Genomic DNA, 25,529 nt, shown 5'->3' with positions numbered 1-25,529 from the left:
GCTGCAAGCTGCAAGCTACAAGCGACAAGTCAAAGCAGATCCGCTTCTGACTGGCCGCTGGCTACCTGCAGCTTGCCGCTGCATTAATTGAGATGTTCGACGCGGATACGCACCACTGGGCCGACGACGCCCTGCAGGGCCTCCAGCGCGGTGATCGCATCGCTGATGTGGCGCTCCAGGACCCGGTGGGTCAGCAGGATCATCGGCACCAGGCCATCCTGCTCTTCCACTTCCTTCTGCATGATCGACTCGATGTTGATGCCGCGTACGGAAAGAATACTCGCCACCTGGGCCAGCACGCCCGGATGATCCTTGGCCTGGATACGCAGGTAATAGGCGCTCTCGCTGGCCTCGATCGGCAGGATCGGATGATCGGACAGCGAATCAGGCTGGAAGGCCAGGTGCGGCACGCGGTTCTCCGGATCGCTGGTCATGGCGCGGACCACGTCCACCAGGTCGGCCACCACCGAGGAAGCGGTGGGCTCCATGCCGGCGCCCGCACCATAGAACAGGGTCGAACCGGCGGCATCGCCATTGACCATGACCGCGTTCATCACGCCGTTGACGTTGGCGATCAGGCGATCGGCAGGGATCAGGGTCGGATGCACCCGCAACTCGATGCCGGATTCGGTACGACGAGCCACGCCCAGGTGCTTGATGCGATAACCCAGGGCCTCGGCGTAGTTCACATCGGCCGTGGTCAGCTTGGTGATGCCTTCGGTGTAGGCCTTGTCGAACTGCAACGGGATACCAAAGGCAATGGAGGCCAGGATCGTCAGCTTGTGGGCAGCGTCGATACCTTCCACGTCGAAGGTCGGGTCGGCCTCGGCATAACCCAGGGCCTGGGCCTCGGCCAGCACGTCTTCGAAGGTCCGGCCCTTTTCGCGCATCTCCGAAAGGATGAAGTTGCCGGTGCCGTTGATGATTCCCGCCAGCCAGTTGATGCGGTTGGCCGAGAGGCCTTCGCGGATCGCCTTGATCACCGGGATGCCACCGGCCACCGCGGCTTCGAAGGCGACGATCACGCCCTTCTCCTGGGCCTTGGCGAAGATTTCGTTACCGTGCACGGCGATCAGCGCCTTGTTCGCGGTGACCACATGCTTGCCGTTCTCGATGGCCTTGAGCACCAGCTCGCGAGCCACGGTGTAGCCACCCACCAGCTCGATGACGATATCGATCTCAGGGTTGCTGGCCACGGCGAAGACATCGTTGGTAATCGCAATACCGGTCGTCTGGAACTGAGGCTTTGGCGTACGGGTAGCAATCTGCGCTACTTCGATTCCACGCCCGGCACGACGGGCAATCTCCTCGGCGTTGCGCTGAAGTACGTTTAGGGTACCGCCACCGACAGTACCCAGCCCACAGATGCCTACTTTGACCGGATTCACTCTGAACTCCCCATAAAACGGCCGACTCTAGGCCGGCCGTGGAAATCAGCCGCAAACAGCGCGGCTCTCTATTAATGACCCGCCGGCTGCAACCGACGGGCCATGATCGTCAAAGGCTAGCGTGACGATGCAGGATTATTTCGCACCCAGTGCCAGTTTGGCGATCTGCGGTGCAGGCTGATAGCCCGGAATTACCTGACCGTCGGCCAGGACGATGGCTGGCGTGCCATTGACACCGATCGACTGGCCCAGGGCGAATTGCTTGGAAACCGGGTTGGCGCACTTGGCGGCCTTGATTTCCTTGCCATCGACCATCTTGTCCATGGCGGCTTTCTTGTCCGCCGAACACCATACTGCCTGCAACTGCTCGTCGCCCGGCGAGCCCAGGCCCTGACGCGGGAATGCGACATAGCGCACCTCGACGCCCAGCTTGTTCAACGCCGGGATCTCGGCGTGCAGCTTGTGGCAGTACGGGCAGGTGGTGTCGGTGAATACGGTGATATGGGTCTTGGTCTCGCCAACGGCCGGATAGACCACAGTTTCAGCGACTGGAATGCCATTGATCAACTTGGAAATACCCAGGCGCTCGGTTTTTTCCGTGAGGTTGACCGGCTTGCCGTCCTTGAGCTGGAACAGATAGCCCTGGACCACGAACTGGCCGTCGGCGCTGGCGTACAGTACCCGGCTGCCCTTGAGCTTGACTTCATACAGCCCGGAAAGAGGACTGGCGGTGATGCTCTCCACCGGGACCTCGAGCTGCAGGGTCTCGAGGCTCTTGCGAATGGCTTTCTCGGCACTGTCATCGGCCATGGCGAAAGTGCTGAGCAACGCCAGGGAAGCGGCGGCAAAAATCTGGGTCAAGCGCATGGGAACTCCTGAAGGCGGACAAATGGGCAATGGGAGCGGTCGCTGCAGCAACGACTCGCCAGCGCCCGTTTGGCGAACCGGCAAAGCCTACCACATCTGTTTGCCTGCACCGACTACGGGCGATGCAAAGCAAGCAAGCCCCGATCAGCCCCGTGGATGGTGCTTGGCGTGCAAGTCCTGCAGGCGTGCACGGGCCACATGGGTATAGATCTGGGTCGTGGACAGGTCACTATGGCCCAGTAGCATCTGCACCACCCGCAGGTCTGCGCCATGATTGAGCAGATGGGTGGCAAAGGCATGACGCAAGGTGTGCGGCGACAGGGTCTTGCCGATGCCGGCGACCTTGGCCTGGTGCTTGATCCGGTGCCAGAAGGTCTGCCGGGTCATCTGCTCGCCCCGCAGGCTGGGAAACAGCACGTCGCTGGGACGCCCACCCAGCAGCTCGGAACGAGCCCCGCGCAGATAACGCTCGACCCAGGTAATGGCTTCCTCGCCCATGGGCACCAGGCGCTCCTTGCTGCCCTTGCCCATGACCCGCAGCACGCCCTGGCGCAGATTGACCTGTTCCAGGGTCAGGCTGACCAGCTCGGTAACCCGCAGGCCACAGGCGTAGAGCACTTCCAGCATGGCCCGATCGCGCTGGCCGATGGCTTCGCCCAGGTCGGGCGCTGCCAGCAAGGCCTCGACATCCGCTTCCGACAGCGACTTGGGCAGCGGGCGCCCCAGCTGCGGCATATCCACCTGCAGGGTCGGGTCGACGTCGATCAGTTTCTCGCGCAGCAGGTAGCGATAGAAACCGCGTACCCCAGAGAGGAAGCGGGCGGTGGAACGCGGCTTGTAGGCCTGCTCGACGCGCCAGGCCAGGTGATCGAGGATCAGTTCGCGACCGGCGCGCGGCAACTCCACCCCCTGCTCCTGCAACCAGCCGTTGAACAGCGCCAGGTCACTGCGATAGGCATCCCGGGTGTTTTCAGCAAGGCCCTTCTCCAGCCACAAGGCGTCGAGAAAACGGTCGATAAGGGGATGGTCGATGGCCGGCATAAAGACTCGAAAAGCACAGCTTGGAAGGCTGCGCAAAAAAATAGTGAACTGCGTGGAGGGTCGCTAGTCTTTCATAGCCAGCCATTTCAAGGAACAGGGTGCATCAATGAACGAACAACAGATTCTGCTGGCCTTTGGCGGCATTGGTGCTGCCGCACTGGGCTGCCAATGGCTGGCCTGGCGACTGAAGTTGCCAGCCATCCTGTTCCTGTTGCTCAGCGGCATTCTTGCCGGACCTGTGCTGGGCTGGCTCGATCCCCAGGAGATGTTCGGCCCGCTGCTGATGCCTCTGGTTTCCCTGGCGGTGGCACTGATCCTGTTCGAGGGCAGCCTGACCCTGCACCTCTCCGAGTGGCGCGAGATCGGTAGCGTAGTGCACCGCCTGGTCACTATAGGCGCACTGTCTACCTGGGCGGTCATTACCCTGGCCACCCACTGGCTACTGGGTTTCGACTGGATGCTGGCGCTGCTGTTCGGCACCCTGACCCTGGTTACCGGGCCGACGGTGATCGTCCCCATGCTGCGGGTCGTACGCCCCAAGGCCTCCGTGGCCAATATCCTGCGCTGGGAAGGCATCGTCATCGACCCCATCGGCGCCCTGCTGGCGGTGGTGGTCTATAGCTTCATCATCGCCAGTGCCGAGGGCGCAGGCCTGAGCCACAGCTTGATGACCTTCGGCGGGGTGATCCTGTGCGGCAGCCTGTTCGGTATCGCTGGCGGCTGGGTCCTGGGCCAGATCATGCGCCGCCAGTGGCTGCCCGAGTACCTGCACAACCTGGCGACCCTGGCGGGTGTGCTAGGGATTTTCATCGCCTCCAACCGGGTCATGCATGAATCAGGACTGCTGGCGGTAACCTTGATGGGCATGTGGCTGGCCAACATGAAGGGCGTGGACGTCCGGCATATCCTGCACTTCAAGGAAAACCTCAGCGTGCTGCTGATTTCCGGACTGTTCATCCTGCTGGCGGCCCGCCTGGACCTCAAGGCACTGATCGCCCTGGGCCCGCTGGTGCTGATCCTGTTGCTGGTGATCCAGTTCATCGCCCGACCATTGAACGTGATGCTCTCCACCGCCGGCTCGAACCTGAACTGGCGCGAACGAGCCCTGCTGGCCTGGATCGCCCCAAGGGGCATTGTCGCGGCGGCGGTCTCGGCAATCTTCGCCATTCGCCTGGATGAGGCCGGGCATCAAGGCGCCCTGCTGCTGGTGCCCCTGACCTTCGCCGTGATCATTGGCACCGTGGTTCTGCAAAGCGCAACCGCACGCCCCCCTGGCACGCCTGTTGAAAGTGGCCGAACCAGCCCCCAGTGGCTTCCTGATCGTCGGAGCCAATGGCCCGGCACGAATCATCGCCAAGGCCCTGCAACAACTGGGCAGCCGGGTACTGCTCACGGATTCCAGCTGGGAAAATATCCGCGCGGCACGCATGGAGGGGCTGCCCACCTACTTCGGCAACCCGGCCTCGCAACACGCCGATGCCCATCTGGACCTGGTAGGGCTTGGGCATCTACTGGCGCTCTCGCCATCAGGGGAGCTGAACACCCTGGCCGCCATGCGCTTTCGCCATGATTTCGGCCATCAACGCCTGCATGCCCTGGCCAATAGCCAGGAAAGCCGGCGCTCCGACAAGCACCGCGCCAGTCATGAACATCGCGGCCAATTGCTGGGGAGCGAAGCCCTGACCTACACCAAGCTGGCCAGCTTGCTGGGCCAGGGCGCGGAGCTCTATAGCACCCACCTGACGGAAGCCTTCGGCTGGGAGGACTACCAAGCGCTGCATGGCGACCGCGCCACCTTGCTGTTTGCCCGCGATACCGGGGGCTGGGTCCATGTACTGACACCCGAAAGCAGCCTCAAGCCAGCACCAGGCTGGACCTTGCTCGCGCTGATCCAGCCGGACAACCAGTAGCGATCTACGCCGCGAAGCCCGGCAGCACTGGAACCGGGCGCTTGTCATCGTCGATGGCAACAAAGCTGAACAGGCCATGGATGGCCTTCTCGCGACCATCGCAACTCATGCTCTCGACGAACACCTCGACCTCGACCTTGAGGCTGGTATTGCCCACCTTCACCACCCGCCCAACCAACTCGACGATGGAGCCCGCAGCGATCGGATGATTGAAGTCGATGCGGTCGGTGGACACCGTTACCAGCGGTAGCCGGCAAAAACGCGTGGCGGCGATAAACGAAACCTCATCCATCCAGGCCAGGGCAGTGCCGCCGAACAGGGTGTTGTGATGGTTGGTGGTGGAGGGGAATACCGCCTTGGTCACGCGGGTGACCGACAGCTCGGTACGGCGCTGGATTTCTTGCTCGCGAGGGGACATGGATCTACTGCCTGAAACACTGGGGAGATATAAATGACGGGCAACAAAAAAGCAGCCCGTAGGCTGCTTTTTTCTGCATCGGAAGCTGGACTCAGGCCAGTTTTTCCTTGATGCGAGCTGCTTTACCCGACAGGTCGCGCAGGTAGTACAGCTTGGCTTTACGCACGTCACCGCGACGCTTGACAGCCATGCTGTCGATCTGCGGGCTGTAGGTCTGGAAAGTACGCTCTACGCCAACGCCGTTGGAGATTTTACGTACGGTGAACGCGCTGTTCACACCGCGGTTGCGCTTGGCGATAACTACGCCTTCGAACGCCTGCAGACGGGAACGATCACCTTCCTTCACTTTCACCTGAACGACAATGGTGTCGCCCGGGGCAAAGGCTGGGATCTCTTTGGTCATCTGCTCTGCTTCGAGTGCAAGGATGATTTTGTTGGTCATGCTGTGCTCCTAAGGTAAATCATCAGATCTACCATCGATACGTTGTTAACTATCGTCCCGCTCGCGGAGATATTCCTCGAGCAGCTTCTTCTCTTCTCCAGAAAGCGAGCGTCTTTCCAGAAGATCAGCGCGTCGTTCGTAGGTCCTACCAAGGGACTGCTGCAAACGCCAACGCCGGATATGTGCATGATTGCCACTTAGCAACACGTCGGGAACACGCTGATCCGCATACACCTCAGGTCGGGTGTAGTGCGGGCAATCCAGCAGACCATCCGTGAAGGAGTCTTCCTCCGCGGAGTCCACATGCCCTAAAGCTCCGGGCAGCAGCCGTGTAACCGCATCGATCAGGACCATTGCCGGAAGCTCGCCCCCAGACAGTACATAGTCACCAATCGACCACTCTTCATCGACATGGGCTTCTATAAAGCGTTCGTCGATGCCTTCATAACGACCAGCAATCAGGATCAATGCATCCTCATTCGCCAACTCGCGTACCGCCGACTGATTCAGTTGACGGCCTTGGGGCGACAGGTAAATCACCTTCGCGCCCTCCCCGGCTGCGCTCCTGGCCTGAACCAGTGCATCCTCCAGGGGCTTGATCTTCATCACCATGCCCGGTCCACCGCCAAATGGGCGATCGTCCACAGTGTGATGTCGATCCGTGGTGTAGTCTCGCGGATTCCAACAGGTGAGCTGCAACAGCCCTTGTTTCACCGCGCGGCTGGTTATGCCGTATTCGCTGATGGCGGAAAACATCTCGGGAAACAGACTGATCACTTCTACGCGCAAGTTAGCCACGCTTAGAAATCCGCGTCCCAATCCACCTTCATCTCGCCCGCGGCCAAGTCGACAGCCAACACGCATTGCTCGGTATAGGGCAACAGGCGTTCGCGATCATCCAGGCTGCCAGCGCAAGGCTTGACCACCATTACATCGTTCGAGCCGGTCTCCAGCAGGTGATCGATCTGCCCGAGCAATTGCCCGAGGGTGTCGATGACCTTGAGACCTTGCAGCTGGTACCAGTAGTACTCGCCGTCGGTCAGTTCGGGGAATTGGTTGCGCGGCACGCAGATCTCGTAACCGGCCAGAAGACGAGCTTCTTCGCGATCATCAAGACCCTTGAGCTTTGCGACCAGGAACTTATCGTTCCCTCGTCCGCTGACCAGCTCAACCTGCTTCACACTGCCTTCGCGCTTGAGCGTCCAGGCCTTGTACTGCAACAGGTTTTTAATCGGATCAGTAAAGGAAAAGACCTTCACTTCGCCGCGAACGCCATGAACAGAATAAATTTTGCCGACAACGATCAAATCATCAGCAGGGGCTGGCGTCGCGTTCATAGGTTCAGGCTGCAGCCTTAGCCGATTCCTTCAGCAGCTGAGCAACACGCTCAGATGGCTGTGCACCAACGCTCAGCCAGTAGGCTACGCGCTCTTGGTTCACGGACAGGCGAACTTCTTGACCACGAGCGATCGGGTTGAAGAAGCCAACTTGTTCTTTGTGCGAACCGTCGCGTGGGTTACGGCTGTCGGTCACAGTCAGGTGGTAAAACGGGCGCTTTTTGGAGCCGCCAAGGGCAAGACGGATTGTTAGCATGTGAACATCGTTCCTGTAGTCGGTGCTGCAAATCTAAATGCACAGCGGGCATGGGTGCCCGAAAGGCCGCATATTCTAAGGAATATCCGGACTTTTGCAAATGACTTTTTCCGGCGCCCGTCGGCTGCCATCCAGATTCGCCATGGAGCTGCCGCAAGCGGCAGCAGGAAGGACAGGCTTCTATCGGAGGCCTGCCCGCTTCCACGTCCCCGTGGAAAAGAGCGCCGGCATGATGGCCGGCGCGGATTCTCAGATCTTCGGCATACCGCCGCCGGGCAACATACCGCCCATGCCGCGCATCATCTTGGCCATCCCGCCCTTGGCGGAGAACTTCTTCATCATCTTCTGCATCTGCTTGTGCTGCTTGATCAAGCGGCCGATGTCCTGCACCTGGGTGCCGGAGCCCATGGCGATCCGGCGCTTGCGCGAACCGCTGATCATCTCGGGATCGCGACGCTCGGCCGGAGTCATGGAATTGATGATGGCTTCCATCTGCTTGAACTGCTTTTCCGCAGCGTTCTGGGCGTTACCCATCTGGGACAGGTTGACCCCACCGATATTCGGCAGCTTGTCCATCAGGCCACCCAGACCGCCCATGTTCTTCATCTGTTGCAGCTGGTCGCGGAAGTCCTCGAGGTCGAAGCCCTTGCCCTTCTTCAGCTTCTTGGCCAGCTTGTCGGCCTTTTCCTTATCGAGGGTCTGCTCGGCCTGCTCGATCAGGCTGAGCACGTCGCCCATGCCCAGGATCCGCGAGGCGACACGCTCAGGGTGGAAAGGATCCAGGGCCTCGGTCTTCTCGCCCATGCCGATGAACTTGATCGGCTTGCCAGTAATGGCCCGCACCGACAGTGCGGCACCGCCCCGGGCATCACCGTCGACCTTGGTCAGGATCACGCCGGTCAGCGGCAGCGCATCGCCAAAGGCCTTGGCGGTATTGGCCGCGTCCTGGCCGGTCATCGCGTCGACCACGAACAGGGTTTCCACCGGCTTGATGGCCGCGTGCAGCGCCTGGATCTCGTCCATCATCTCGCTGTCGACGTGCAGGCGACCGGCGGTATCGACGATCACCACGTCGATGAACTTGAGCTTGGCTTCCTTTATAGCTGCTTCAGCGATAGCGACCGGCTTCTGACTCAGGTCCGACGGGAAGAAGGTCACGCCGATATCGTTGGCCAGGGTTTCCAGCTGCTTGATCGCCGCTGGACGGTAGATGTCCGCGGACACCACCATCACGCTCTTTTTCTTGCGCTCTTTAAGGAAGCGCGCCAGCTTGCCGGCAGTCGTGGTCTTACCCGCACCCTGCAGACCGGCCATCAGCACCACCGCTGGAGGCACCGCGCTGAGGTTCAGGTCTTCGTTGGCTGCGCCCATCAGGCTTTCCAGCTCGGCCTGGACGATCTTCACGAAGGCCTGGCCCGGGGTCAGGCTGCGCGACACTTCAGTGCCGACCGCACGCTCCTTCACCGAGTTGACGAAATCCTTGACCACCGGCAGGGCGACGTCGGCCTCGAGCAACGCCATGCGCACTTCGCGCAGGGTGTCTTTGATGTTGTCCTCGGTCAGCTTGGCCTTGCCGGTGACATGGCGCAGCGTCTGCGAGAGACGTTCGGTTAGGTTTTCAAACATGCTCGATCCTTTCAGGCCCAGGGTAGACCGGGGTAATGGCGGCCCAGAGCGTGATAAACAGGTGCTCGATGAGCCCGCGGCGTGGGCAGGTCGCGGATTATAGCGAAGACTGTGCGTGGCGCACACCTCGCCGTCTGCTCGCGTGGTCTTTCAGGGCTCTGGGTTCTATGCCAAACTCAACGACTTTCGGGCTTGCCTAACAGGATTTATGCTCCCCTTGTCACCCAGCTTGCTACCCACCCTCGCCGCCGCCATCCTTTATGCCGCTGCGACCCTCTATCAAGGCTCCCGCCTGGCCACAGGCGCCAAGGCGAACAAGCGCCTGCTGGTTACGCTTGGCGTCCTGGCCCTGGTGGCCCATGGCGTCAGCCTGCTGACCCACTTGCTGACCCCGGTCGGCCTGGGCCTGGACTTCTTCAGCGCCGCCAGCCTGATCGCCGCGGCCGTCATTGCCCTGACCTTGCTGGCCTGCTGGCGGATTCCCGTGGAGAACCTGCTGGTACTGCTGTTCCCCCTGGGCGCCCTGACAGCCCTGCTGGCGCAGTTCGTACCGACCGGCACAGTACCGGTGATCGACGAAGAACCGGGCATCCTGGCCCATATCCTGCTCTCGATTCTGGCCTACGGCATGTTCACCATCGCGGTGTTCCAGGCCTTGCTCCTGCTGGTCCAGGACCATCAACTGAAGAACAAGCACCCTTCCGGGCTGATCAAGAATTTCCCTCCCCTGCAGACCATGGAGAGCCTGCTGTTCGGTTTCCTCTGGGCCGGGTGGACCCTGCTGTCGCTATCACTGATATCCGGCTGGCTGTTCGTCGAAAACCTGTTCGCCCAGCACCTGGTCCACAAGACCTTGCTTGCCTGCCTGGCCTGGGTGGTGTTCAGCGTATTGCTCTGGGGTCGCACCCGCCTGGGCTGGCGCGGGCACAAGGCGATCCGCTGGACCCTGGCCGGCTTCTGCCTGCTGATGCTGGCGTACTTCGGCAGCAAGCTGGTCCGCGAATACATCCTGCATATCTGACCACCGGCCATGACCGACTCCCTGCCCACCGGCCCGATGCTCGCGGTAATCGCCCTGCTGATCGTCTGGTCGGGACTGTTCACCGCCATCGATGCCGCCCAGCTGCACCTGCTGGCCCTGCGCAGCAGCTCGCGCTCGGGTGACAAAGCAGCAGCCCGACTGGCCTTCCCCAAGGAAAGCCTGATCCTGTGCAACACCCTGTGCCGGGTGCTGGCGGTCATCATCAGTACCTTGCTGGCCCTGTTTTACTGGACAGAGAACGGCCCGTGGCTAGCCTGCCTGGCCAGCACCTGCGGCCTGCTGGTATTGGCCGAGTACCTGCCGCGAGCCGTGGCCGTGCGCTATCCGGAGGGCACCCTGAGCTTCGGCAACGGCCTGCTCGCCATCCCCATGAAGTTCGTCTACCCCCTGGCCTGGCTGCTCGACGCCATGGGCCAACTGCTGCTGCGTCCCTTCGCCAGCAAGGCCAGTGTGGTCAAGCACAGCGATGACGCCCCCGCCCTGCTGGACGACGAGCCGGCTCCCCAGGAACAGCACGCACTGCCCGGCATCCACGCCCTGGACAACATCACCGTCAACGACATCCTGGTGCCCCGCAGCGAAGTCGACGGCATCAACCTGGACGAGCCGATCGAGCAGATCATCGCCCAGCTACGCCTGAACCGGCGTACCCGCCTGCCGGTGTTCCACAGCGATATCAACCAGGTCGAGGCGGTGCTCAATACCCGCCAGATCCGCCACTTGCTGCCCGACGCCAGCCTGACCAAGGAAGCGCTGCTGGCGGCCTGCCACGAACCCTATTTCGTTCCCGAAAGCACCCCGCTGCAATTGCAGCTGCTCAACTTCCACAAGCAGCAGCGACGCCTGGGCATGGTGGTGGACGAATACGGCGAAGTGCAGGGCATCGTGACCCTGGAAGACATCCTGGAAGAGATCGTCGGCGAATTCGAAAGCGAGCACAGCCTCGACAACCCGCACATCCACCCCCAGGCCGATGGCCGCTATGTGGTGGAGGGCGCCGCCTCGATCCGTGAGCTGAACAAGAGCCTGGGCTGGCACCTGCCCAGCGATGGCCCCAAGACCCTCAACGGCCTGGTCACCGAAGCCCTGGAAACCATTCCCGACAGCGCCGTGTGCCTGAAGATCGGCCGCTACCGCCTGGAAATCCTCGAGACCGAGGAAAACCGTGTCAGCCGGGTACTGATCTGGCACACCAGCAGCGTTCCCTCCATCCGCTGACCACTGCACCAAGCGCCACCGAGCCCGCCTTCAGGGCAGGCCTATCCAGCCGGGAACACCCGCGACAAGTCCTTGTTGGATCGTTAGCAGCCTTTCTATAATCGCAACGCTTACCCAAGCCCCGCAGCCCCGCGTGCTACCCGCACCCTGCGAGATCCTGCACATACCCGCATACCGTTCGACGTCGCTCCCATCCCGAGCGCGCCCGCACCAAACCCACATCCCTGGGTGCTCGACCATAATAATTCGCTCCACTGGAGCAATGACTGTCAGGGATATCCGCATGACGACCAGCACGACCTACAGCACCGGCGCGACCGACCACCCCGGCAACTCCGCCAGCCGGGTGGCCACGGCCAGCTTCATCGGCACCGCCATCGAGTTCTACGACTTCTATGTCTACGCCACCGCCGCCGCGCTGGTGATTGGCCCGGTGTTCTTTCCCCAGAGCTCCGGTACCGCCCAGATGCTCTCGGCATTCCTCACCTTCGGTATCGCCTTCCTGGCCCGCCCCCTGGGCTCGGCACTGTTCGGCCACTTCGGCGACCGGATCGGCCGCAAGTCGACCCTGGTGGCCTCACTGCTGCTGATGGGCATCTGCACCACCCTGATCGGCGTGCTGCCGGGCTACGACAGCATCGGCGCCTGGGCCCCGATCCTGCTGTGCCTGCTGCGCTTCGGCCAGGGCCTGGGCTTGGGTGGCGAATGGGGCGGCGCGGCGCTGCTGGCTACCGAAAACGCCCCACCTGGCAAGCGCGCCTGGTTCGGCATGTTCCCGCAACTGGGGCCGTCCATTGGTTTCCTGGCCGCCAACGGGTTGTTCCTGGGCCTGGCCATGGGCCTGGACGACCAGCAGTTCCGGGCCTGGGGCTGGCGCATTCCGTTCCTGCTCAGCGCGGCGCTGGTGATGGTCGGGCTCTATGTGCGCCTCAAGCTGCATGAAACCCCGGTCTTCGCCAACGCCGTGGCCCGCCAGGAACGGGTGAAGCTGCCACTGATCGAGCTCTTCAGCCAATACTGGCTGCCGGTGCTGTTGGGCGCCGCCGCCATGGTGGTGTGCTACGCGCTGTTCTATATCTCCACAGTGTTTTCCCTGAGCTACGGCGTATCGACCCTGGGCTACAGCCGGGAAACCTTCCTCGGCCTGCTGTGCTTCGCCGTACTGTTCATGGCTGCCGCTACGCCCCTGGCGGCCTGGGCCAGCGATCGCTTCGGGCGCAAGCCCGTGCTGGTCGTCGGCGGCATCCTGGCGATCCTCTCGGGCTTCGCCATGGAACCGCTGCTGACCCAGGGCTCCACCGCCGGGGTGGCGCTGTTCCTGTGCATCGAGCTGTTCCTGATGGGGGTGACCTTCGCGCCGATGGGCGCCCTGCTGCCGGAACTGTTCCCCACCCATGTGCGCTACACCGGCGCTTCGGCGGCTTACAACCTGGGAGGAATCGTCGGAGCCTCGGCCGCTCCGTTCTTCGCCCAGAAACTGGTGGCGATGGGCGGCTTGAGCTGGGTCGGGGGATATGTCTCGGGGGCGGCGATCCTGAGCCTGATCGCGGTGTTGTGCCTGAAGGAAACCCGTAACAACGACCTGAATCAGGTCGGCTGACGGGACATCATCGCGGGCAAGTCGGATCACCGCTCGCTCCTGCAGGTCGGCGCAACCTGGCAGGAGCGAGGCTTGCCCACGGATGTTTTTACAGTTCTACAACGACTGCCTGGGAGGCGCGGGTTGCCTTGGCGCGGGCAGCTTCGATGGACTCATCACGAGCCAGGGCCACGCCCATGCGCCGCTGACCGTTGACTTCCGGCTTGCCGAACAGGCGCAGCGCGGTATCCGGCTCGCTCAGGGCAACGCCCAGGTTGGCGAATGCGGTCTGGGTGGACTTGCCCTCCACCAGGATCACCGCCGAGGCCGATGGGCCGAACTGGCGAATCAGCGGGATCGGCAGGCCGAGGATGGCCCGTGCATGCAGGGCGAACTGTGACAGGTCCTGGGAGATCAGGGTCACCAGGCCAGTGTCATGGGGCCGTGGCGACACTTCGCTGAACCACACCTGGTCGCCCTTGATGAACAGCTCCACACCGAACAACCCGCGCCCACCCAGGGCCTCGGTCACGGCCTTGGCAACCCGCTCGGACTCGGCCAGGGCCTTCGGGCTCATGGCCTGGGGCTGCCAGGACTCCTGGTAGTCGCCCTTCTCCTGGCGATGGCCCACGGGCGCGCAGAATGTGGTGCCGCCCACATGACGTACGGTCAGCAGGGTGATTTCGTAGTCGAAGTCGATGAAGCCCTCGATGATCACCCGGCCCTTGCCGGCCCGGCCGCCTTCCTGGGCATAGTCCCAGGCCTTCTGCACATCATCGGCGCTGCGCAGCAGGCTCTGGCCCTTGCCCGAGGAGCTCATTACCGGCTTGACCACGCACGGGAAACCCAGGTCCTGCACGGCCTTGCTGTAGTCCTCGAAGGTATCGGCGAAGTGGTATGGCGAGGTCGGCAGGTCCAGTTCTTCAGCGGCCAGGCGCCGGATGCCTTCGCGGTTCATGGTCAGCTGGGTGGCCCGGGCGGTCGGAATCACGGTGAAGCCTTCGGCTTCCAGCTCCACCAGGGTCGCCGTGGCGATGGCTTCGATTTCCGGCACGATGAAATGCGGCTTTTCCGCCTCGATCACGGCACGCAGGGCTGCGCCGTCGAGCATGTTGATCACGTGGCTGCGATGGGCCACCTGCATCGCCGGGGCATTGGCGTAGCGGTCCACGGCAATCACTTCGACGCCCAGGCGCTGCAGCTCGATCACCACCTCCTTGCCCAACTCACCACAGCCACAAAGCAAGACGCGGGTCGCGGTTGGCGACAATGGAGTTCCGATACGAGTCATCTGAAGGTCCTCAAGCAAGCGGATCATCGAAGGCCGAGCGCCAGGCTGGCAACCCGGGAAAGCGCGGCATTTTACATGAACCGTGGCCTTTGGCTCAGCCGGCGCACGCCGCTTTGCGCAAACGCCAGGCCATGGCCAGCCACACCACCGTGACCCCGGCGAACTTCGAGGCCAGGGCAGTGAGGATCACCCCAGGGGTCAGCGCGTCGATCATGCCGAAGAAAATGAAGGTATCCAGGGGGATGCTCAGCGCCGAGCTGATCCACAGCCGATCGTGCAGCGGGCGTTTGGTGATGCTGAACACCAACCAGTCGATGCATTCGGAGACCGCGAATGCCGTGGCGCTGGCCAGGGCGATGGCGGGGTCGGAAGTCACATAGGACAACACCAGGGCCACCAGCATGGCGATGATGGCGCCGTGGCCGAAGCGGGTCTGCACCATGTCGCGCAGGACGAACACCAGTCCACCCCAGGCCGACCAGATGATGTCCAGGTGCGGGGCGGTGGAAAAGGCGTAGTTGATCAGCACGACACTGCTGATATAGGCGATCAGATAGAGCATGGGGGCCAAGAAGTCGCTATCAGGAAGGTGTACAGGTTACTTCAGGCCCGGGGATTGGGCCAAGAAAGTCCTCGACTCCCGACAAGGCTTGCGCAACCGATCAGTTGCCTGCCCCAGCCCCCGCCAGCCACAACAACCCGCTGTCCTTGGCCCGCTCATGGCAGCGGGCCAATACGCTACGCCGCTCGGTATTGTCCATGCGGCCCCAACGGGTAATCTCGTCCACCGTGCGCTGGCAACCGATGCAGATGTCCTGCTCGTCCAGGGCGCAAATATTCACGCAGGGCGAGGCGACAGGTTTCTCCGCAAGGCTCATGATTCCTGCTCGACCAGGTCCCGGGCATAGCGCTGGGCGTTGTGTACGTAATGGGCGGCGCTGGCCTCGAGCATGCGCTTCTGCGGCTCGGTGAGCTCGCGCACCACCTTGCCCGGCGACCCCATGACCAGCGATCCATCGGGAATCTCCTTGCCCTCGCCGATCAGCGAGTTGGCGCCGATGATGCAGTTCTTGCCGATCTTCGCGCCGTTGAGGACCACCGCGTTGATGCCGATCAGGCTGTAGTCGCCCACGGTGCAGCCATGCAGCATGGCGTTGTGGCCGATGGTCACCCCGGTGCCGATGGTCAGCGGGAACCCCATGTCGGTGTGCATCACGGTGCCGTCCTGGACGTTGCTGTGCTTGCCGATCAGGATCAGCTCGTTATCGCCACGCAGCACGGCGTTGAACCACACGTTGGCCCCCTCCTCCAGCTTGACCTTGCCCACCAGCGTGGCGTTCGGGGCGACCCAGCTCTGTGGATGGGTTTCTACTCGGGCATCGCCCAGGCGATATTTCATCTTGTTGTCCTCATGGCTCAGGCAGCCGTGGGTGAGTGCCATACGTGCGATGGCTTCAGAGGGTCACGGAGTTCTTCGGTGGGTGACGCAGGCTGATCCCGGCGTCATACAACAGGTTGACCAGCTCGACGATCATGATCGCGGTCAGCCCCCAGATCTTGAAGTCGCCGAAACGATAGCTGGGAACGTACCAGCTGCGTCCCTGGTAGTCGATGCGATGGGTATGCTCCCGAGGGTCCTGGCGAAAGAATTCCAGGGGGACATTGAAGACCGCAGCGATCTCCGCGTCGTTGGCGCGGTACTCGACGAAATCGGGGATCACTCCGACATACGGCGTAACCTTGAGCCCATGCTTGGAGATCAGCGGGCTCAGGGGGCCGATGATCTCCACCAGGCCTGGGGGCAATCCGATCTCTTCCTCCGCCTCACGCAGGGCGGTGAACACCAGGTCCGGGTCCTCCGGATCGCGTCGCCCACCGGGAAACGCCACCTCTCCGCCATGGGTCGAAAGCCCGCTGGCGCGCAGGGTCAGCACCAGCTCCGGCTCATCGCTGCGGGTGATGGGCACCAGCACGGCGGCCTCGGGAAAACGTCGATCGGTCTCCAATGTACGCGGCGTGTAATGACTTACCCGATGAAGTAGCTCGTCCAGCATGAGGCATCTCGATCTGTTGGCTACCGAGCATCATGCACCAATCCCGGCAACGGCCCAACCCCCGTTCCTGGGGCATGTCGCGGAACGACAACTTGCCGACGACAGGCCTCGCGCGCCAAGATAGCCGCAGCCTTTTCCGGACAGCCTCGATGAAATTTTGCAGCCAGTGCGGCAACCCGGTGACCCAGCGCATTCCCGAAGGCGACTCGCGCCTGCGCTTTGTCTGCGATCACTGCCAGACCATCCATTACCAGAACCCCAATATCGTCGCCGGCTGCCTGGCCACCTGGGAAGGCAAGGTCTTGCTGTGCCGCCGGGCCATCGAGCCGCGACTGGGCTACTGGACCCTGCCGGCCGGCTTCATGGAGAACGGCGAGACCGTGGAGCAGGGAGCCGTGCGTGAAACCTACGAGGAAGCCTGCGCCCGTGTGCGCGACTTGAGCTTCTATACCCTGATCGACGTCCCGCATATCAGCCAGGTGCATGTGTTCTTTCGCGCAGAGCTGGCCGACCTGGATTTTGCCGCCGGCCCCGAGAGCCTTGAAGTGCGCTTGTTCGATGAAACCGACATCCCTTGGTCCGAGCTGGCTTTTCGCACTGTCAGCCGTACCTTAGAATGCTTCTTCGCTGACCGGCAGGCCGGCACCTTCCAAGTGCGCACCGAATCCATCCCGCCGCTGGCCCAGCCTGCCATCAGTTAAACAATAATCGTGCACGGGACCCCGTGCGCGCCTGGGGATATCGTGTCAATGCGCTGGTTGCTTGCCCTGCTGTGCTGTTCCTTTGTCGCTGTTTCCCAGGCCTCCACGGTGGAAACCCTCGACGGCAAGGTCATCGAGAAAGTCCTGGTACTCAAGTCCGCCCATCAACTGCAGTTGATCAATGACGGCAAACCGCTGAAGACCTATCGCATCTCCCTGGGCAAGAAACCCAAGGGGCCCAAGCTCATGGAAGGCGACAAGCGCACGCCCGAGGGCCTGTACTGGCTCGACTGGCGCAAGACCAGCGACCGCTACTACCTGGCCATGCACATCTCCTATCCGAACATCAGCGACGCCGCCCGCTCCCGGCGCGAGGGCGTGCCTCCCGGCGGCATGATCATGATCCACGGCACCCCGGACACCGAGGAATTCCCCGAGCAGTACTTCCATACCCTGGACTGGACCGACGGCTGCATCGCCATGCGCAACGTCGACATGCGCGAGATCTGGGGCCTGGTCAAGGACGGCACCATGATCGAGATCCGCCCTTAACCCGCCTCCTGCAAAAAATATTTTCCCCGCCCCGCAAAACCCGCACGCCCATACCACTTCGCGACCCGCCCCGGGTCGCCCCCTGGCTTTTGGCCCTTGCTGCCAGACCTGCCTAATACCACTTCAATCCTTTATGCTCGCCAGCACCTCGACAGTGCCCGCTACAGTGCGCTCACAGCGGACCAGTGGCGTTGACATGGTATTTAAGTGGTATTAGTTTTTCGGCACTACCGAGCGACAACAACCTATAACCGCATCGGAAACCTGATCATGAACCACCTGCTGAACCTGCGCCCGGACGACACCCAACCCACCCCGCTGTACCTGCAACTGGCCCGCAACCTGGAAGCGGCGATTCACGCTGGCCAGTGGAAAGCCGAGCAGGCCCTGCCCTCCGAGCGCAACCTCAGCGAACTGCTGGGCATTTCCCGAGTGACCGCGCGCAAGGCCCTGGAAGTGCTCTTCGAGCAGGGGCTGATCCGACGCAACCAGGGTTCGGGGACCTTTATCACCCCACGCCTGGAACAACCGCTGTCGCGGCTTTCCGGCTTCAGTGAAATGCTGCGCCTCAAGGGCTTCGTGCCCGGCTCCCAATGGCTGGAACGCACCATCACGCCCCCCACCCACGAAGAACTGATTCGCCTCGGCCTGTCGCCCAACGACAAGGTGGCGCGCCTCAAGCGCCTGCGCAAAGCCGACGACGTGGTAATGGCGATCGAGATGAGCACCCTGCCGGCCAGCATCATTGCCCGCCCGGAAGCGGTGGGCGACTCCCTGTACGAATACCTCGATGGCATCAAGCGCCCCGTGGTACGGGCGCTGCAGCACATCCAGGCGATCAATGCCTCGGACGAGTTCGCCAGCCTGGTGGGCATCGCCCCCGGCACCGCCATGCTGCTGATGACCCGGGTCGGCTACCTGGAAGACAACACCCCGATCGAGGTCACCGATACCTACTGCCGCAACGACTACTACGACTTCGTCGCCGAACTGCGACGCTGAACCAGTCTCCAGGAATCCGAGAAACGCCCATGTCCGAAGCCAACATACTCACGCCCCAAGGCTGGATCCGCGGCCACCTGATCCACCATGAAGGCAAGGTGACCGCCATCGATGGCAGCCCCTGCGATCCGGCGGACAACGACCTGCCCTATCTGCTGCCCGGTTTTATCGACCTGCATGTGCACGGCGGTGGCGGCAAGGACATCATGCAGGGCAGCGAAGCCTTCGAGACCATCGCCCGCACCCATGTGCGCTTCGGCACCACTTCGTTGCTGGCCACCACCATGACCGCGCCCAGTGCGGAAATCCGCGATGTGCTGGAACAGCTCGGCCGGTATGCCCGGCAGCGGCCGGCTGGGTCCGCCCGGGTCCTGGGCGTGCATCTGGAAGGTCCCTACATCAACCCCGGCAAACTGGGCGCCCAGCCGAACTTCGCCCATACCGCGCTGTTGAGCGAAATCGAGCAGTACCTGGAACTGGCGCCGATACGGGTGATCACCATCGCGCCGGAAGTAGCGGGCCACAACGATCTGATCCGGGCCCTGAGCGCACGCGGGATACGCATGCAGATCGGCCACACCCTGGGCAGCTATGAAGAAGGCGTGGCTGCCATGGCCGCCGGCGCCACCAGCTTCACCCACCTGTACAACGCCATGAGCCCGCTGCATCACCGCGAGCCGGGGATCGTCGGTGCGGCCCTGGCCCATGCCCAGTACGCCGAGCTGATCCCCGACCTCTTGCATGTACATCCCGGGGCAATGCGCGTGGCCCTGCGCTCGATCCCATGCCTGTACTGCGTCACCGATTCCACCGCTGCCGCGGGCATGCCCGACGGCGAGTACAAGCTGGGCAGCCACACCGTGACCAAGTGCCTGGGTGGCGTGCGCCTGCCGGATGGCACCCTGGCCGGTAGCACCCTGACCATGGACCAGGCGCTACGCAACCTGGTGAAGATCGGCCTGCCCCTGGCGGACGCCTCGCAGCGCCTGTCGCAATTTCCCGCCGACTACCTCGGCCTCCCCGAACGCGGCCGCCTGCAACCTGGCAGTTGGGCCGACAGCGTGCGCCTGGACCGCGCACTCAAACTGACCGCCGTCATGGTCGAAGGAGAAGAGCTTGACTTCCAAGATGCTTGAAGAGGCGCTGTCCTCGCACACCGCCGTGAGCAACCAGCTACAGCACCTGGAGCCGTCGCTGGTGGAGGTGGCCGGTCGCCTGCGACGCCAACCGCCGCAAGTGGCGATGACCGTGGCCCGGGGCAGCTCCGACCATGCCGCCAGTTATTTCGCCTACCTGACCATGCAGCACGTGGGTATCCCGGTGGCGTCACTGCCGATGTCGGTGGTCACCATGCAGCAAGCGCCACTGCGGGTCAGCGGCCAGGCGGTCTTCGCCTTCTCCCAGTCGGGCCAAAGCCCGGACCTGGTGAACAGCGTGCGCCTGCTGCGCAAGCGCGGCGCCCTCACCGTCGGCCTGGTCAATGCGCCGAACAGCCCACTGGAAGCGGCCAGCGAATTCGCCCTGCCGCTGTATGCCGGCACCGAGCAGAGTGTCGCCGCCACCAAGAGCTTCATCGCCACCCTCAGCGCCAGCGCGCGCCTGATCGGCCACTGGAATGAGGACCCACACCTGCTGGAAGCCGGGCTGGCCCTGCCCGAAGGCCTGGAGCAGGCTGCCACCCAGGACTGGAGCCCGGCCGTCGCGGCCCTGCGCGACTGCCAGCGGCTGATGGTGATCGGCCGCGGCGCAGGCTTTGCCATCGCCCAGGAGGCCGCGCTCAAGCTCAAGGAAACCTCGGCGATCCAGGCCGAAGCCTTCAGCAGCGCCGAAGTCCGCCATGGCCCGATGGCCTTGATCGAGCACGACTACCCGCTGTTGGTGTTCGCCCCACGCGGGGCGGAACAGGGCGGCCTGCTAAGCCTGGCCGCCGACATGCGCCAGCGCGGCGCCAAGGTACTGCTGGCCGCACCGGACGATATCCAGGAACGGGACCTGCCGCTGTGCCTGGCGAACCACCCGGCGCTGGACCCGATCCTGGCGATCCAGAGTTTCTATGTCATGGCCGCTGGCCTGGCCGAGGCCCGCCGCATGGACCCCGACCAGCCACGGCACCTGAGCAAAGTGACCCGCACTCACTAAGCCCCCCTTGATCGATGAGTACTGCGCCATGCACAACAACAATAATGACCTGACGCTCAGTGCCCCACTCAGTGGGCCCGTACTGCCACTGCGTAGCGTTCCCGACCCGGTGTTCGCCAGCGGAGCCATGGGCGACGGGATCGCCATCGACCCGCTCAACGACACCCTGCACGCCCCTTGCCCTGGCGTGGTAATCCAGGTCGCCCGGACCGGGCACGCCGTGACCCTGCGCGCCGACAACGGCGCACAGTTACTGCTGCACCTGGGCCTGGACACCGTCGAGCTACAAGGCGAAGGCTTCGAGTTGCTGGTCCAGGAGGGTCAGCGCGTCAACGCCGGCCAACCCCTGCTGCGCTTCGACCTGGACTATGTCGCGCAGCACTGCCGGAGCCTGATCAGCGTGCTGATCCTGACCAACAGCGAGGGTTTCGACCAGCGTCCGCTGAGCCTGGGTACCGTCAAGGTCGGCGAACCGCTGCTGCATATCACACAGCGCAACCAGGCCCCTACACACGCAACTGCCGCCCCGGGCTCGGCAGAACAGGCCAGCGCCCGGGTCCGGGTTGCCCACCGCGGCGGCCTGCATGCGCGTCCCGCGGCCCTGGTCCGTCAATGCGCCGCCGGCTTCGCCAGCCAATCGCAGCTGAGCTTCAAGGACAAGAGTGCCCCCTGCACCAGCCTGGTAGCCCTGATGGGCCTGGGCATCGGCGAACAGGATGAAGTGCAGGTCAGCTGCCAGGGCGCCGATTGCCAGGCCGCCTTACAGGCGCTGCTCAAGACCCTGGGCACGGCGCTGGAGAGCGACGCCCACCCGACACCTGCCGCACTCGCGTCCAGCATTCGGCGCCCCGCTGAAGATGGCGTATTGCATGGGGTCTGTGCCGCGCCAGGGCTGATCGCCGGCCCGTTGCAGCGGCTTAAGGCCATGCAGTTGCCGGAAGACCTTGGCCAGCACCAGCCTGATGAACAGCGCCAAGCCTTGGAAAAGGCCCTGGACCAGGTACGCGCCGATATCCGCCAGACCCTGGATCAGGCCCGCCAGCGTCGGGACCAGGAGGAACAGGACATCTTCAACGCCCACCTGGCCCTGCTGGAAGACCCGACCCTGCTGGACGCCGCCCACGCCGCCATCGCCCAGGGCCGGGCCGCCACCCATGCCTGGAGCGCGGCGATCGCCGAGCAGTGCCAGGTGCTGCAAAGCCTGGATAACCCCTTGCTGGCTGAGCGCACCAACGATCTGCGCGACCTGCAACAGCGGGTGCTGCGGGCCTTGCTGGGCGAAACCTGGCACTACGACCTGCCGCCCGGGGCGCTGGTCGCCGCCGAAGAACTGACCCCCTCGGACCTGCTGCAACTGAGCGCCCAGGGCGTAGCCGGCCTGTGCATGGCTGCCGGCGGCGCAACCTCCCATGTGGCGATCCTGGCCCGGGGCAAGGGCCTGCCGTGCCTGGTGGCCCTGGGCCAGGAAGTCCTGCACCTGGAAAACGGTCGCCAGGTGGTGCTGGATGCCGACGGCGGGCGCCTGGAACTTGCGCCCGATCCGCAACGCCTGCAACAGGTACAGGAGGCCCATCGGGCCCGCTTGCAACGTCGCGCCTTGCAGCAACAGCAGGCCGCGCAGCCGGCCCTGACCCGTGACGGCACGGCGATAGAGGTCGCGGCCAACGTGGCCTCCAGCGATGAGGCTCGGGAGGCCTGCCAGGGCGGTGCCGATGGCATCGGCCTGCTGCGCACCGAATTCCTGTTCGTCGACCGCCAGCACGCACCAAACGAAGCGGAACAGCGCCAGGCCTATCAGGACGTGCTGGATGCCATGGGCGACAAACCGGTGATCATCCGCACCATCGATGTGGGCGGCGACAAACAGCTGGACTACCTGCCACTGCCGGCCGAGGCCAACCCGGTGCTGGGCCTGCGCGGCATCCGCCTGGCCCAGGCGCGCCCCGAACTACTGGACCAGCAACTGCGGGCCCTGTTGCAAGTCTCGCCGATGGCACGCTGCCGGATCATGCTGCCAATGGTCACCGAGGTGGCCGAGCTGCTGCACATCCGCCAGCGCCTTGAGACCCTGGCCAGCGAACTGGGAGTCAGCCAGCACCCGGAGCTGGGGGTGATGATCGAAGTGCCAGCTGCGGCGCTGATGGCCGAACAACTGGCCGAACACGCCGACTTCCTGTCCATCGGCACCAATGACCTGTCCCAATACACCCTGGCCATGGACCGCGACCACGCTGGATTGGCCGCCCGGGTCGACGCCCTGCATCCGGCCCTGCTGCGCCTGATCGCCCAGACCTGCGCCGGGGCTGCACGCCACGGTCGCTGGGTCGGGGTCTGCGGCGCCCTGGCCAGCGATCCGCTCGCGACCCCGGTGCTGATTGGCCTGGGCGTCAGCGAACTGTCGGTCAGCCCGCCGCAGGTCGGGGAAATCAAGGACCGGGTACGCCAGCTGGAGATCAGCCGGTGCCGCCAACTCAGCCCGACGTTGCTCGACCTGCCGGGTGCTGCCGCGGTCCGCCAGGCCTGCGCGCAGCATTGGCCTCTACAACCATAAGAATCCAGGAGAGACGCCATGTACCAGTACTTCATCGAGGGCCTGCAGCGCCTCGGCCGGGCATTGATGCTGCCCATCGCCATCCTGCCCATCGCCGGCCTGCTGCTGCGCCTGGGTGACACCGACCTGCTGGACATCGCCATCATCCACGATGCTGGCCAGTCGATCTTCGGCAACCTGGCGCTGATCTTCGCCATCGGGATCGCCGTGGGTTTCGCCAAGGACAACAACGGCACTGCCGGCCTGGCCGGAGCGATCGGTTACCTGGTGATGATCTCGACCCTCAAGGTGCTGGACGCCAGCATCAACATGGGCATGCTCGCCGGGATCATCAGCGGGCTGACGGCCGGTGCGCTGTACAACCGCTTCAAGGACATCAAGCTGCCGGAGTACCTGGCGTTCTTCGGTGGCCGGCGCTTCGTGCCCATCGTCACCGGCTTCACCGCCGTGGGCCTGGGGGTGGTGTTCGGCCTGATCTGGCCGCCGATCCAGCATGGCATCAACGGCTTCGGCCAACTGCTGCTGGAAAGCGGCAGCTTCGGCGCCTTCGTCTTCGGCGTGTTCAACCGCCTGCTGATCATCACCGGCCTGCACCACATCCTCAATAACATGGCCTGGTTCATCTTCGGCAGCTTCACCGATCCGAACACCGGCGCCGTGGTCACCGGCGACCTGACCCGCTATTTCGCCGGCGACCCCAACGGCGGCCAGTTCATGACCGGGATGTTCCCGATGATGCTGTTCGGCCTGCCCGCCGCCTGCCTGGCCATGTACCGCAATGCCCTGCCGGAGCGGCGCAAGGTGATGGGCGGGATCTTCCTGTCCATGGCCCTGACCTCGTTCCTCACCGGGGTCACCGAACCCATCGAGTTCGCCTTCATGTTCCTGGCGCCGCTGCTGTACCTGGTGCATGCGCTGCTCACTGGGATGTCCATGGCCCTGACCAACCTGCTGGATATCCACCTGGGCTTCACCTTCTCCGGCGGCGCCATCGACATGGCGCTGGGCTGGGGGCGCTCCACCAATGGCTGGAAGGTGCTGCCGGTGGGGTTGCTGTATGCGGTGATCTACTACCTGGTGTTCGATTTCTGCATTCGTCGCTTCAACCTCAAGACCCCGGGTCGCGAGGACAGCCCCTCCGCCAGCAAGAGCGAGCTGGCCAAAGACCAGCGCGCCAGCGCCTACATCAAGGCCCTGGGCGGCGCCGCTAACCTGATCACCGTGGGCGCCTGCACCACCCGCCTGCGCCTGGAACTGGCCGACCGCGACCTGGCCCGTGACGCCGAGCTCAAGGCCCTGGGCGCCATGGCCGTGGTACGTCCTGGCAAGGGCTGCAGCCTGCAAGTGGTGGTCGGCCCGACCGCCGATAGCATCGCCGATGAAATCCGCCAGGCCCTGCCAACGGCGCCCGTGGCAGCCCCATCCACCGCCCCCGAATCGGCCCCCGCGCCAACCCCGGTTCCTGCACAAGAAGCCCAACGATGGCTCAACGCCCTGGGTGGCCGCGATAACCTGTTGCAACTGGACTGCGTGGCCCTGACCCGCCTGCGGGTCCAACTGAACAACAGCCAGGGCCTGTCGGAGGCGGCGCTCAGGGGCCTGGGCTGCCAGGGCACTCGGCGCCTGGAAGGGGATGTCTGGCATGTATTGATTGGCGAGAAAGCACTCGGTTTGCAGGCCGCCATGCAAGCGCTGATACCTCGCAAGGTGGGTGCCGGCGCCTGAAGGACTTGCCTGCACGCCCATAAAAAAGCCCGCTGGCCGTTTCCGGCTCAGCGGGCTTTTTGTCTGTGGATAACCTCAGAACTGTTCCAGACGCCAGACCTCGTAGGCCGGAGTCTCGTAGGGATGGCTCTGCTTGAGCGCCATCACCACGTCGCGGATCAGTTCATCGGCCACCACCAGCTCGACTTTCCATTCCTCCACCCGCTCCACCAGGCCGGTCTGCCCGAGGAATGGCTGGCTGCCATCCAGGGGGCGGAACTGGCCCTGGCCGAGCACCTGCCAGGCGCACTGGTCGTAGGCGCCGATGCGTCCGCCACCTGCGGCGAACACGGCGCTCTTGACCTGCTCCACATGGCTGGGAGGCACGAAGAAGCTGAGCTTGTACATTGC

Annotated in this window: 25 protein-coding genes and 1 pseudogene; 11 read left to right on the top strand and 15 right to left on the bottom strand. The window is 63.6% G+C overall.

Annotated features, from left to right (window positions below):
• Positions 1–83: 83 nt before the first annotated feature.
• The 3 genes from I9018_RS05540 to xerD form a co-directional block, all read right to left on the bottom strand.
• Entirely contained in the window at positions 84–1,388 is a 1,305-nt protein-coding gene (locus tag I9018_RS05540; RefSeq protein WP_241108913.1) for a homoserine dehydrogenase, read from the bottom strand.
• Between the two features lie 135 nt (positions 1,389–1,523).
• The gene (locus tag I9018_RS05535) at positions 1,524–2,255 is read right to left on the bottom strand and encodes a thioredoxin fold domain-containing protein (RefSeq protein ID WP_068583598.1); all 732 of its coding nucleotides are present in this window, start codon (positions 2,253–2,255) and stop codon (positions 1,524–1,526) included.
• A 144-nt stretch (positions 2,256–2,399) separates the two neighbouring features.
• Positions 2,400–3,296: a site-specific tyrosine recombinase XerD gene (gene xerD, locus I9018_RS05530; protein ID WP_068583594.1), complete on the bottom strand. Its 897-nt coding sequence runs from the start codon at positions 3,294–3,296 to the stop codon at positions 2,400–2,402.
• 106 nt (positions 3,297–3,402) lie between these two features.
• On the opposite strand from xerD, the pseudogene I9018_RS05525 reads away from it, so the two are divergent.
• Positions 3,403–5,206: pseudogene (locus tag I9018_RS05525) on the top strand (sodium:proton antiporter).
• Between the two features lie 4 nt (positions 5,207–5,210).
• Here I9018_RS05525 and I9018_RS05520 read toward each other — a convergent pair.
• The 6 genes from I9018_RS05520 to ffh form a co-directional block, all read right to left on the bottom strand.
• The gene (locus I9018_RS05520; protein WP_022642499.1) at positions 5,211–5,624 is read right to left on the bottom strand and encodes an acyl-CoA thioesterase; all 414 of its coding nucleotides are present in this window, start codon (positions 5,622–5,624) and stop codon (positions 5,211–5,213) included.
• A 91-nt stretch (positions 5,625–5,715) separates the two neighbouring features.
• On the bottom strand, positions 5,716–6,066 hold the full coding sequence (gene rplS, locus I9018_RS05515; RefSeq protein ID WP_009047143.1) for a 50S ribosomal protein L19: 351 nt from the start codon (positions 6,064–6,066) through the stop codon (positions 5,716–5,718).
• A 45-nt stretch (positions 6,067–6,111) separates the two neighbouring features.
• Positions 6,112–6,864 carry a tRNA (guanosine(37)-N1)-methyltransferase TrmD gene (gene trmD / locus I9018_RS05510; RefSeq protein WP_068583589.1) on the bottom strand — a complete coding sequence of 251 codons (753 nt, stop codon included), beginning with the start codon at positions 6,862–6,864 and terminating at the stop codon, positions 6,112–6,114.
• A gap of 2 nt (positions 6,865–6,866) precedes the next feature.
• Positions 6,867–7,403 carry a ribosome maturation factor RimM gene (gene rimM / locus I9018_RS05505; RefSeq protein ID WP_068583586.1) on the bottom strand — a complete coding sequence of 179 codons (537 nt, stop codon included), beginning with the start codon at positions 7,401–7,403 and terminating at the stop codon, positions 6,867–6,869.
• 4 nt (positions 7,404–7,407) lie between these two features.
• On the bottom strand, positions 7,408–7,659 hold the full coding sequence (gene rpsP / locus I9018_RS05500; protein WP_007927680.1) for a 30S ribosomal protein S16: 252 nt from the start codon (positions 7,657–7,659) through the stop codon (positions 7,408–7,410).
• A 249-nt stretch (positions 7,660–7,908) separates the two neighbouring features.
• Positions 7,909–9,285, bottom strand: a complete 1,377-nt coding sequence (gene ffh, locus I9018_RS05495) for a signal recognition particle protein (RefSeq protein WP_068583582.1) — start codon at positions 9,283–9,285, stop codon at positions 7,909–7,911.
• 217 nt (positions 9,286–9,502) lie between these two features.
• Here ffh and ccsA point away from each other — a divergent pair, with 217 nt between their 5' ends.
• From ccsA to I9018_RS05480, 3 genes are all read left to right on the top strand, one after another.
• Positions 9,503–10,306 (top strand): cytochrome c biogenesis protein CcsA, encoded by an 804-nt coding sequence (ccsA, locus tag I9018_RS05490; RefSeq protein WP_176719774.1) that lies wholly within the window; start codon positions 9,503–9,505, stop codon positions 10,304–10,306.
• Between the two features lie 9 nt (positions 10,307–10,315).
• The gene (locus I9018_RS05485; protein WP_241108912.1) at positions 10,316–11,545 is read left to right on the top strand and encodes a transporter associated domain-containing protein; all 1,230 of its coding nucleotides are present in this window, start codon (positions 10,316–10,318) and stop codon (positions 11,543–11,545) included.
• 283 nt (positions 11,546–11,828) lie between these two features.
• Positions 11,829–13,145, top strand: coding sequence for an MFS transporter (locus I9018_RS05480; protein ID WP_068583573.1), 1,317 nt, complete (start codon positions 11,829–11,831; stop codon positions 13,143–13,145).
• 88 nt (positions 13,146–13,233) lie between these two features.
• On the opposite strand, the gene purT is transcribed toward I9018_RS05480, so the two are convergent.
• The 5 genes from purT to I9018_RS05455 all read right to left on the bottom strand — a co-directional run bounded on the left by purT (position 13,234) and on the right by I9018_RS05455 (position 16,469).
• Positions 13,234–14,415, bottom strand: a complete 1,182-nt coding sequence (gene purT / locus I9018_RS05475; RefSeq protein ID WP_068583570.1) for a formate-dependent phosphoribosylglycinamide formyltransferase — start codon at positions 14,413–14,415, stop codon at positions 13,234–13,236.
• Positions 14,416–14,509: 94 nt separating this feature from the next.
• Positions 14,510–14,977 carry a VUT family protein gene (locus I9018_RS05470; RefSeq protein ID WP_241108911.1) on the bottom strand — a complete coding sequence of 156 codons (468 nt, stop codon included), beginning with the start codon at positions 14,975–14,977 and terminating at the stop codon, positions 14,510–14,512.
• Positions 14,978–15,077: 100 nt separating this feature from the next.
• Positions 15,078–15,293 (bottom strand): DUF1289 domain-containing protein, encoded by a 216-nt coding sequence (locus tag I9018_RS05465; RefSeq protein ID WP_241108910.1) that lies wholly within the window; start codon positions 15,291–15,293, stop codon positions 15,078–15,080.
• Complete coding sequence (locus I9018_RS05460) at positions 15,290–15,814, bottom strand: gamma carbonic anhydrase family protein (RefSeq protein ID WP_068583772.1); 525 nt, start codon at positions 15,812–15,814, stop codon at positions 15,290–15,292. Before I9018_RS05460 ends, I9018_RS05465 begins: the two co-directional genes overlap by 4 nt.
• A 55-nt stretch (positions 15,815–15,869) precedes the next feature.
• Positions 15,870–16,469 (bottom strand): CoA pyrophosphatase, encoded by a 600-nt coding sequence (locus tag I9018_RS05455; RefSeq protein WP_068583561.1) that lies wholly within the window; start codon positions 16,467–16,469, stop codon positions 15,870–15,872.
• Positions 16,470–16,618: 149 nt separating this feature from the next.
• On the opposite strand from I9018_RS05455, the gene I9018_RS05450 reads away from it, so the two are divergent.
• The 7 genes from I9018_RS05450 to nagE all read left to right on the top strand — a co-directional run bounded on the left by I9018_RS05450 (position 16,619) and on the right by nagE (position 25,139).
• Complete coding sequence (locus I9018_RS05450) at positions 16,619–17,170, top strand: NUDIX hydrolase (RefSeq protein ID WP_068583558.1); 552 nt, start codon at positions 16,619–16,621, stop codon at positions 17,168–17,170.
• A gap of 48 nt (positions 17,171–17,218) precedes the next feature.
• Positions 17,219–17,722, top strand: coding sequence for a L,D-transpeptidase family protein (locus I9018_RS05445; RefSeq protein ID WP_068583555.1), 504 nt, complete (start codon positions 17,219–17,221; stop codon positions 17,720–17,722).
• Positions 17,723–17,992: 270 nt separating this feature from the next.
• Positions 17,993–18,724: a GntR family transcriptional regulator gene (locus I9018_RS05440; RefSeq protein WP_241108909.1), complete on the top strand. Its 732-nt coding sequence runs from the start codon at positions 17,993–17,995 to the stop codon at positions 18,722–18,724.
• A 29-nt stretch (positions 18,725–18,753) separates the two neighbouring features.
• Complete coding sequence (nagA, locus tag I9018_RS05435) at positions 18,754–19,860, top strand: N-acetylglucosamine-6-phosphate deacetylase (protein ID WP_068583549.1); 1,107 nt, start codon at positions 18,754–18,756, stop codon at positions 19,858–19,860.
• Complete coding sequence (locus I9018_RS05430) at positions 19,841–20,863, top strand: SIS domain-containing protein (RefSeq protein WP_241108908.1); 1,023 nt, start codon at positions 19,841–19,843, stop codon at positions 20,861–20,863. The genes nagA and I9018_RS05430 overlap by 20 nt, the downstream gene beginning before the upstream one ends.
• Before the next feature lie 28 nt (positions 20,864–20,891).
• Entirely contained in the window at positions 20,892–23,414 is a 2,523-nt protein-coding gene (ptsP, locus tag I9018_RS05425) for a phosphoenolpyruvate--protein phosphotransferase (RefSeq protein ID WP_241108907.1), read from the top strand.
• 18 nt (positions 23,415–23,432) lie between these two features.
• The gene (nagE, locus tag I9018_RS05420) at positions 23,433–25,139 is read left to right on the top strand and encodes an N-acetylglucosamine-specific PTS transporter subunit IIBC (RefSeq protein WP_241108906.1); all 1,707 of its coding nucleotides are present in this window, start codon (positions 23,433–23,435) and stop codon (positions 25,137–25,139) included.
• A 75-nt stretch (positions 25,140–25,214) separates the two neighbouring features.
• Here nagE and I9018_RS05415 read toward each other — a convergent pair whose 3' ends face one another.
• A complete protein-coding gene (locus I9018_RS05415) occupies positions 25,215–25,526 on the bottom strand; it encodes a YqfO family protein (RefSeq protein ID WP_068583537.1) in 312 nt (103 codons plus the stop codon).
• Positions 25,527–25,529: the final 3 nt, after the last annotated feature.

Origin of the sequence: Pseudomonas sp. MPFS (genome assembly GCF_022537035.1) — a bacterium.
GTDB lineage: Bacteria > Pseudomonadota > Gammaproteobacteria > Pseudomonadales > Pseudomonadaceae > Aquipseudomonas > Aquipseudomonas sessilinigenes.
This window is presented reverse-complemented; position numbering and strand designations above follow the sequence as displayed.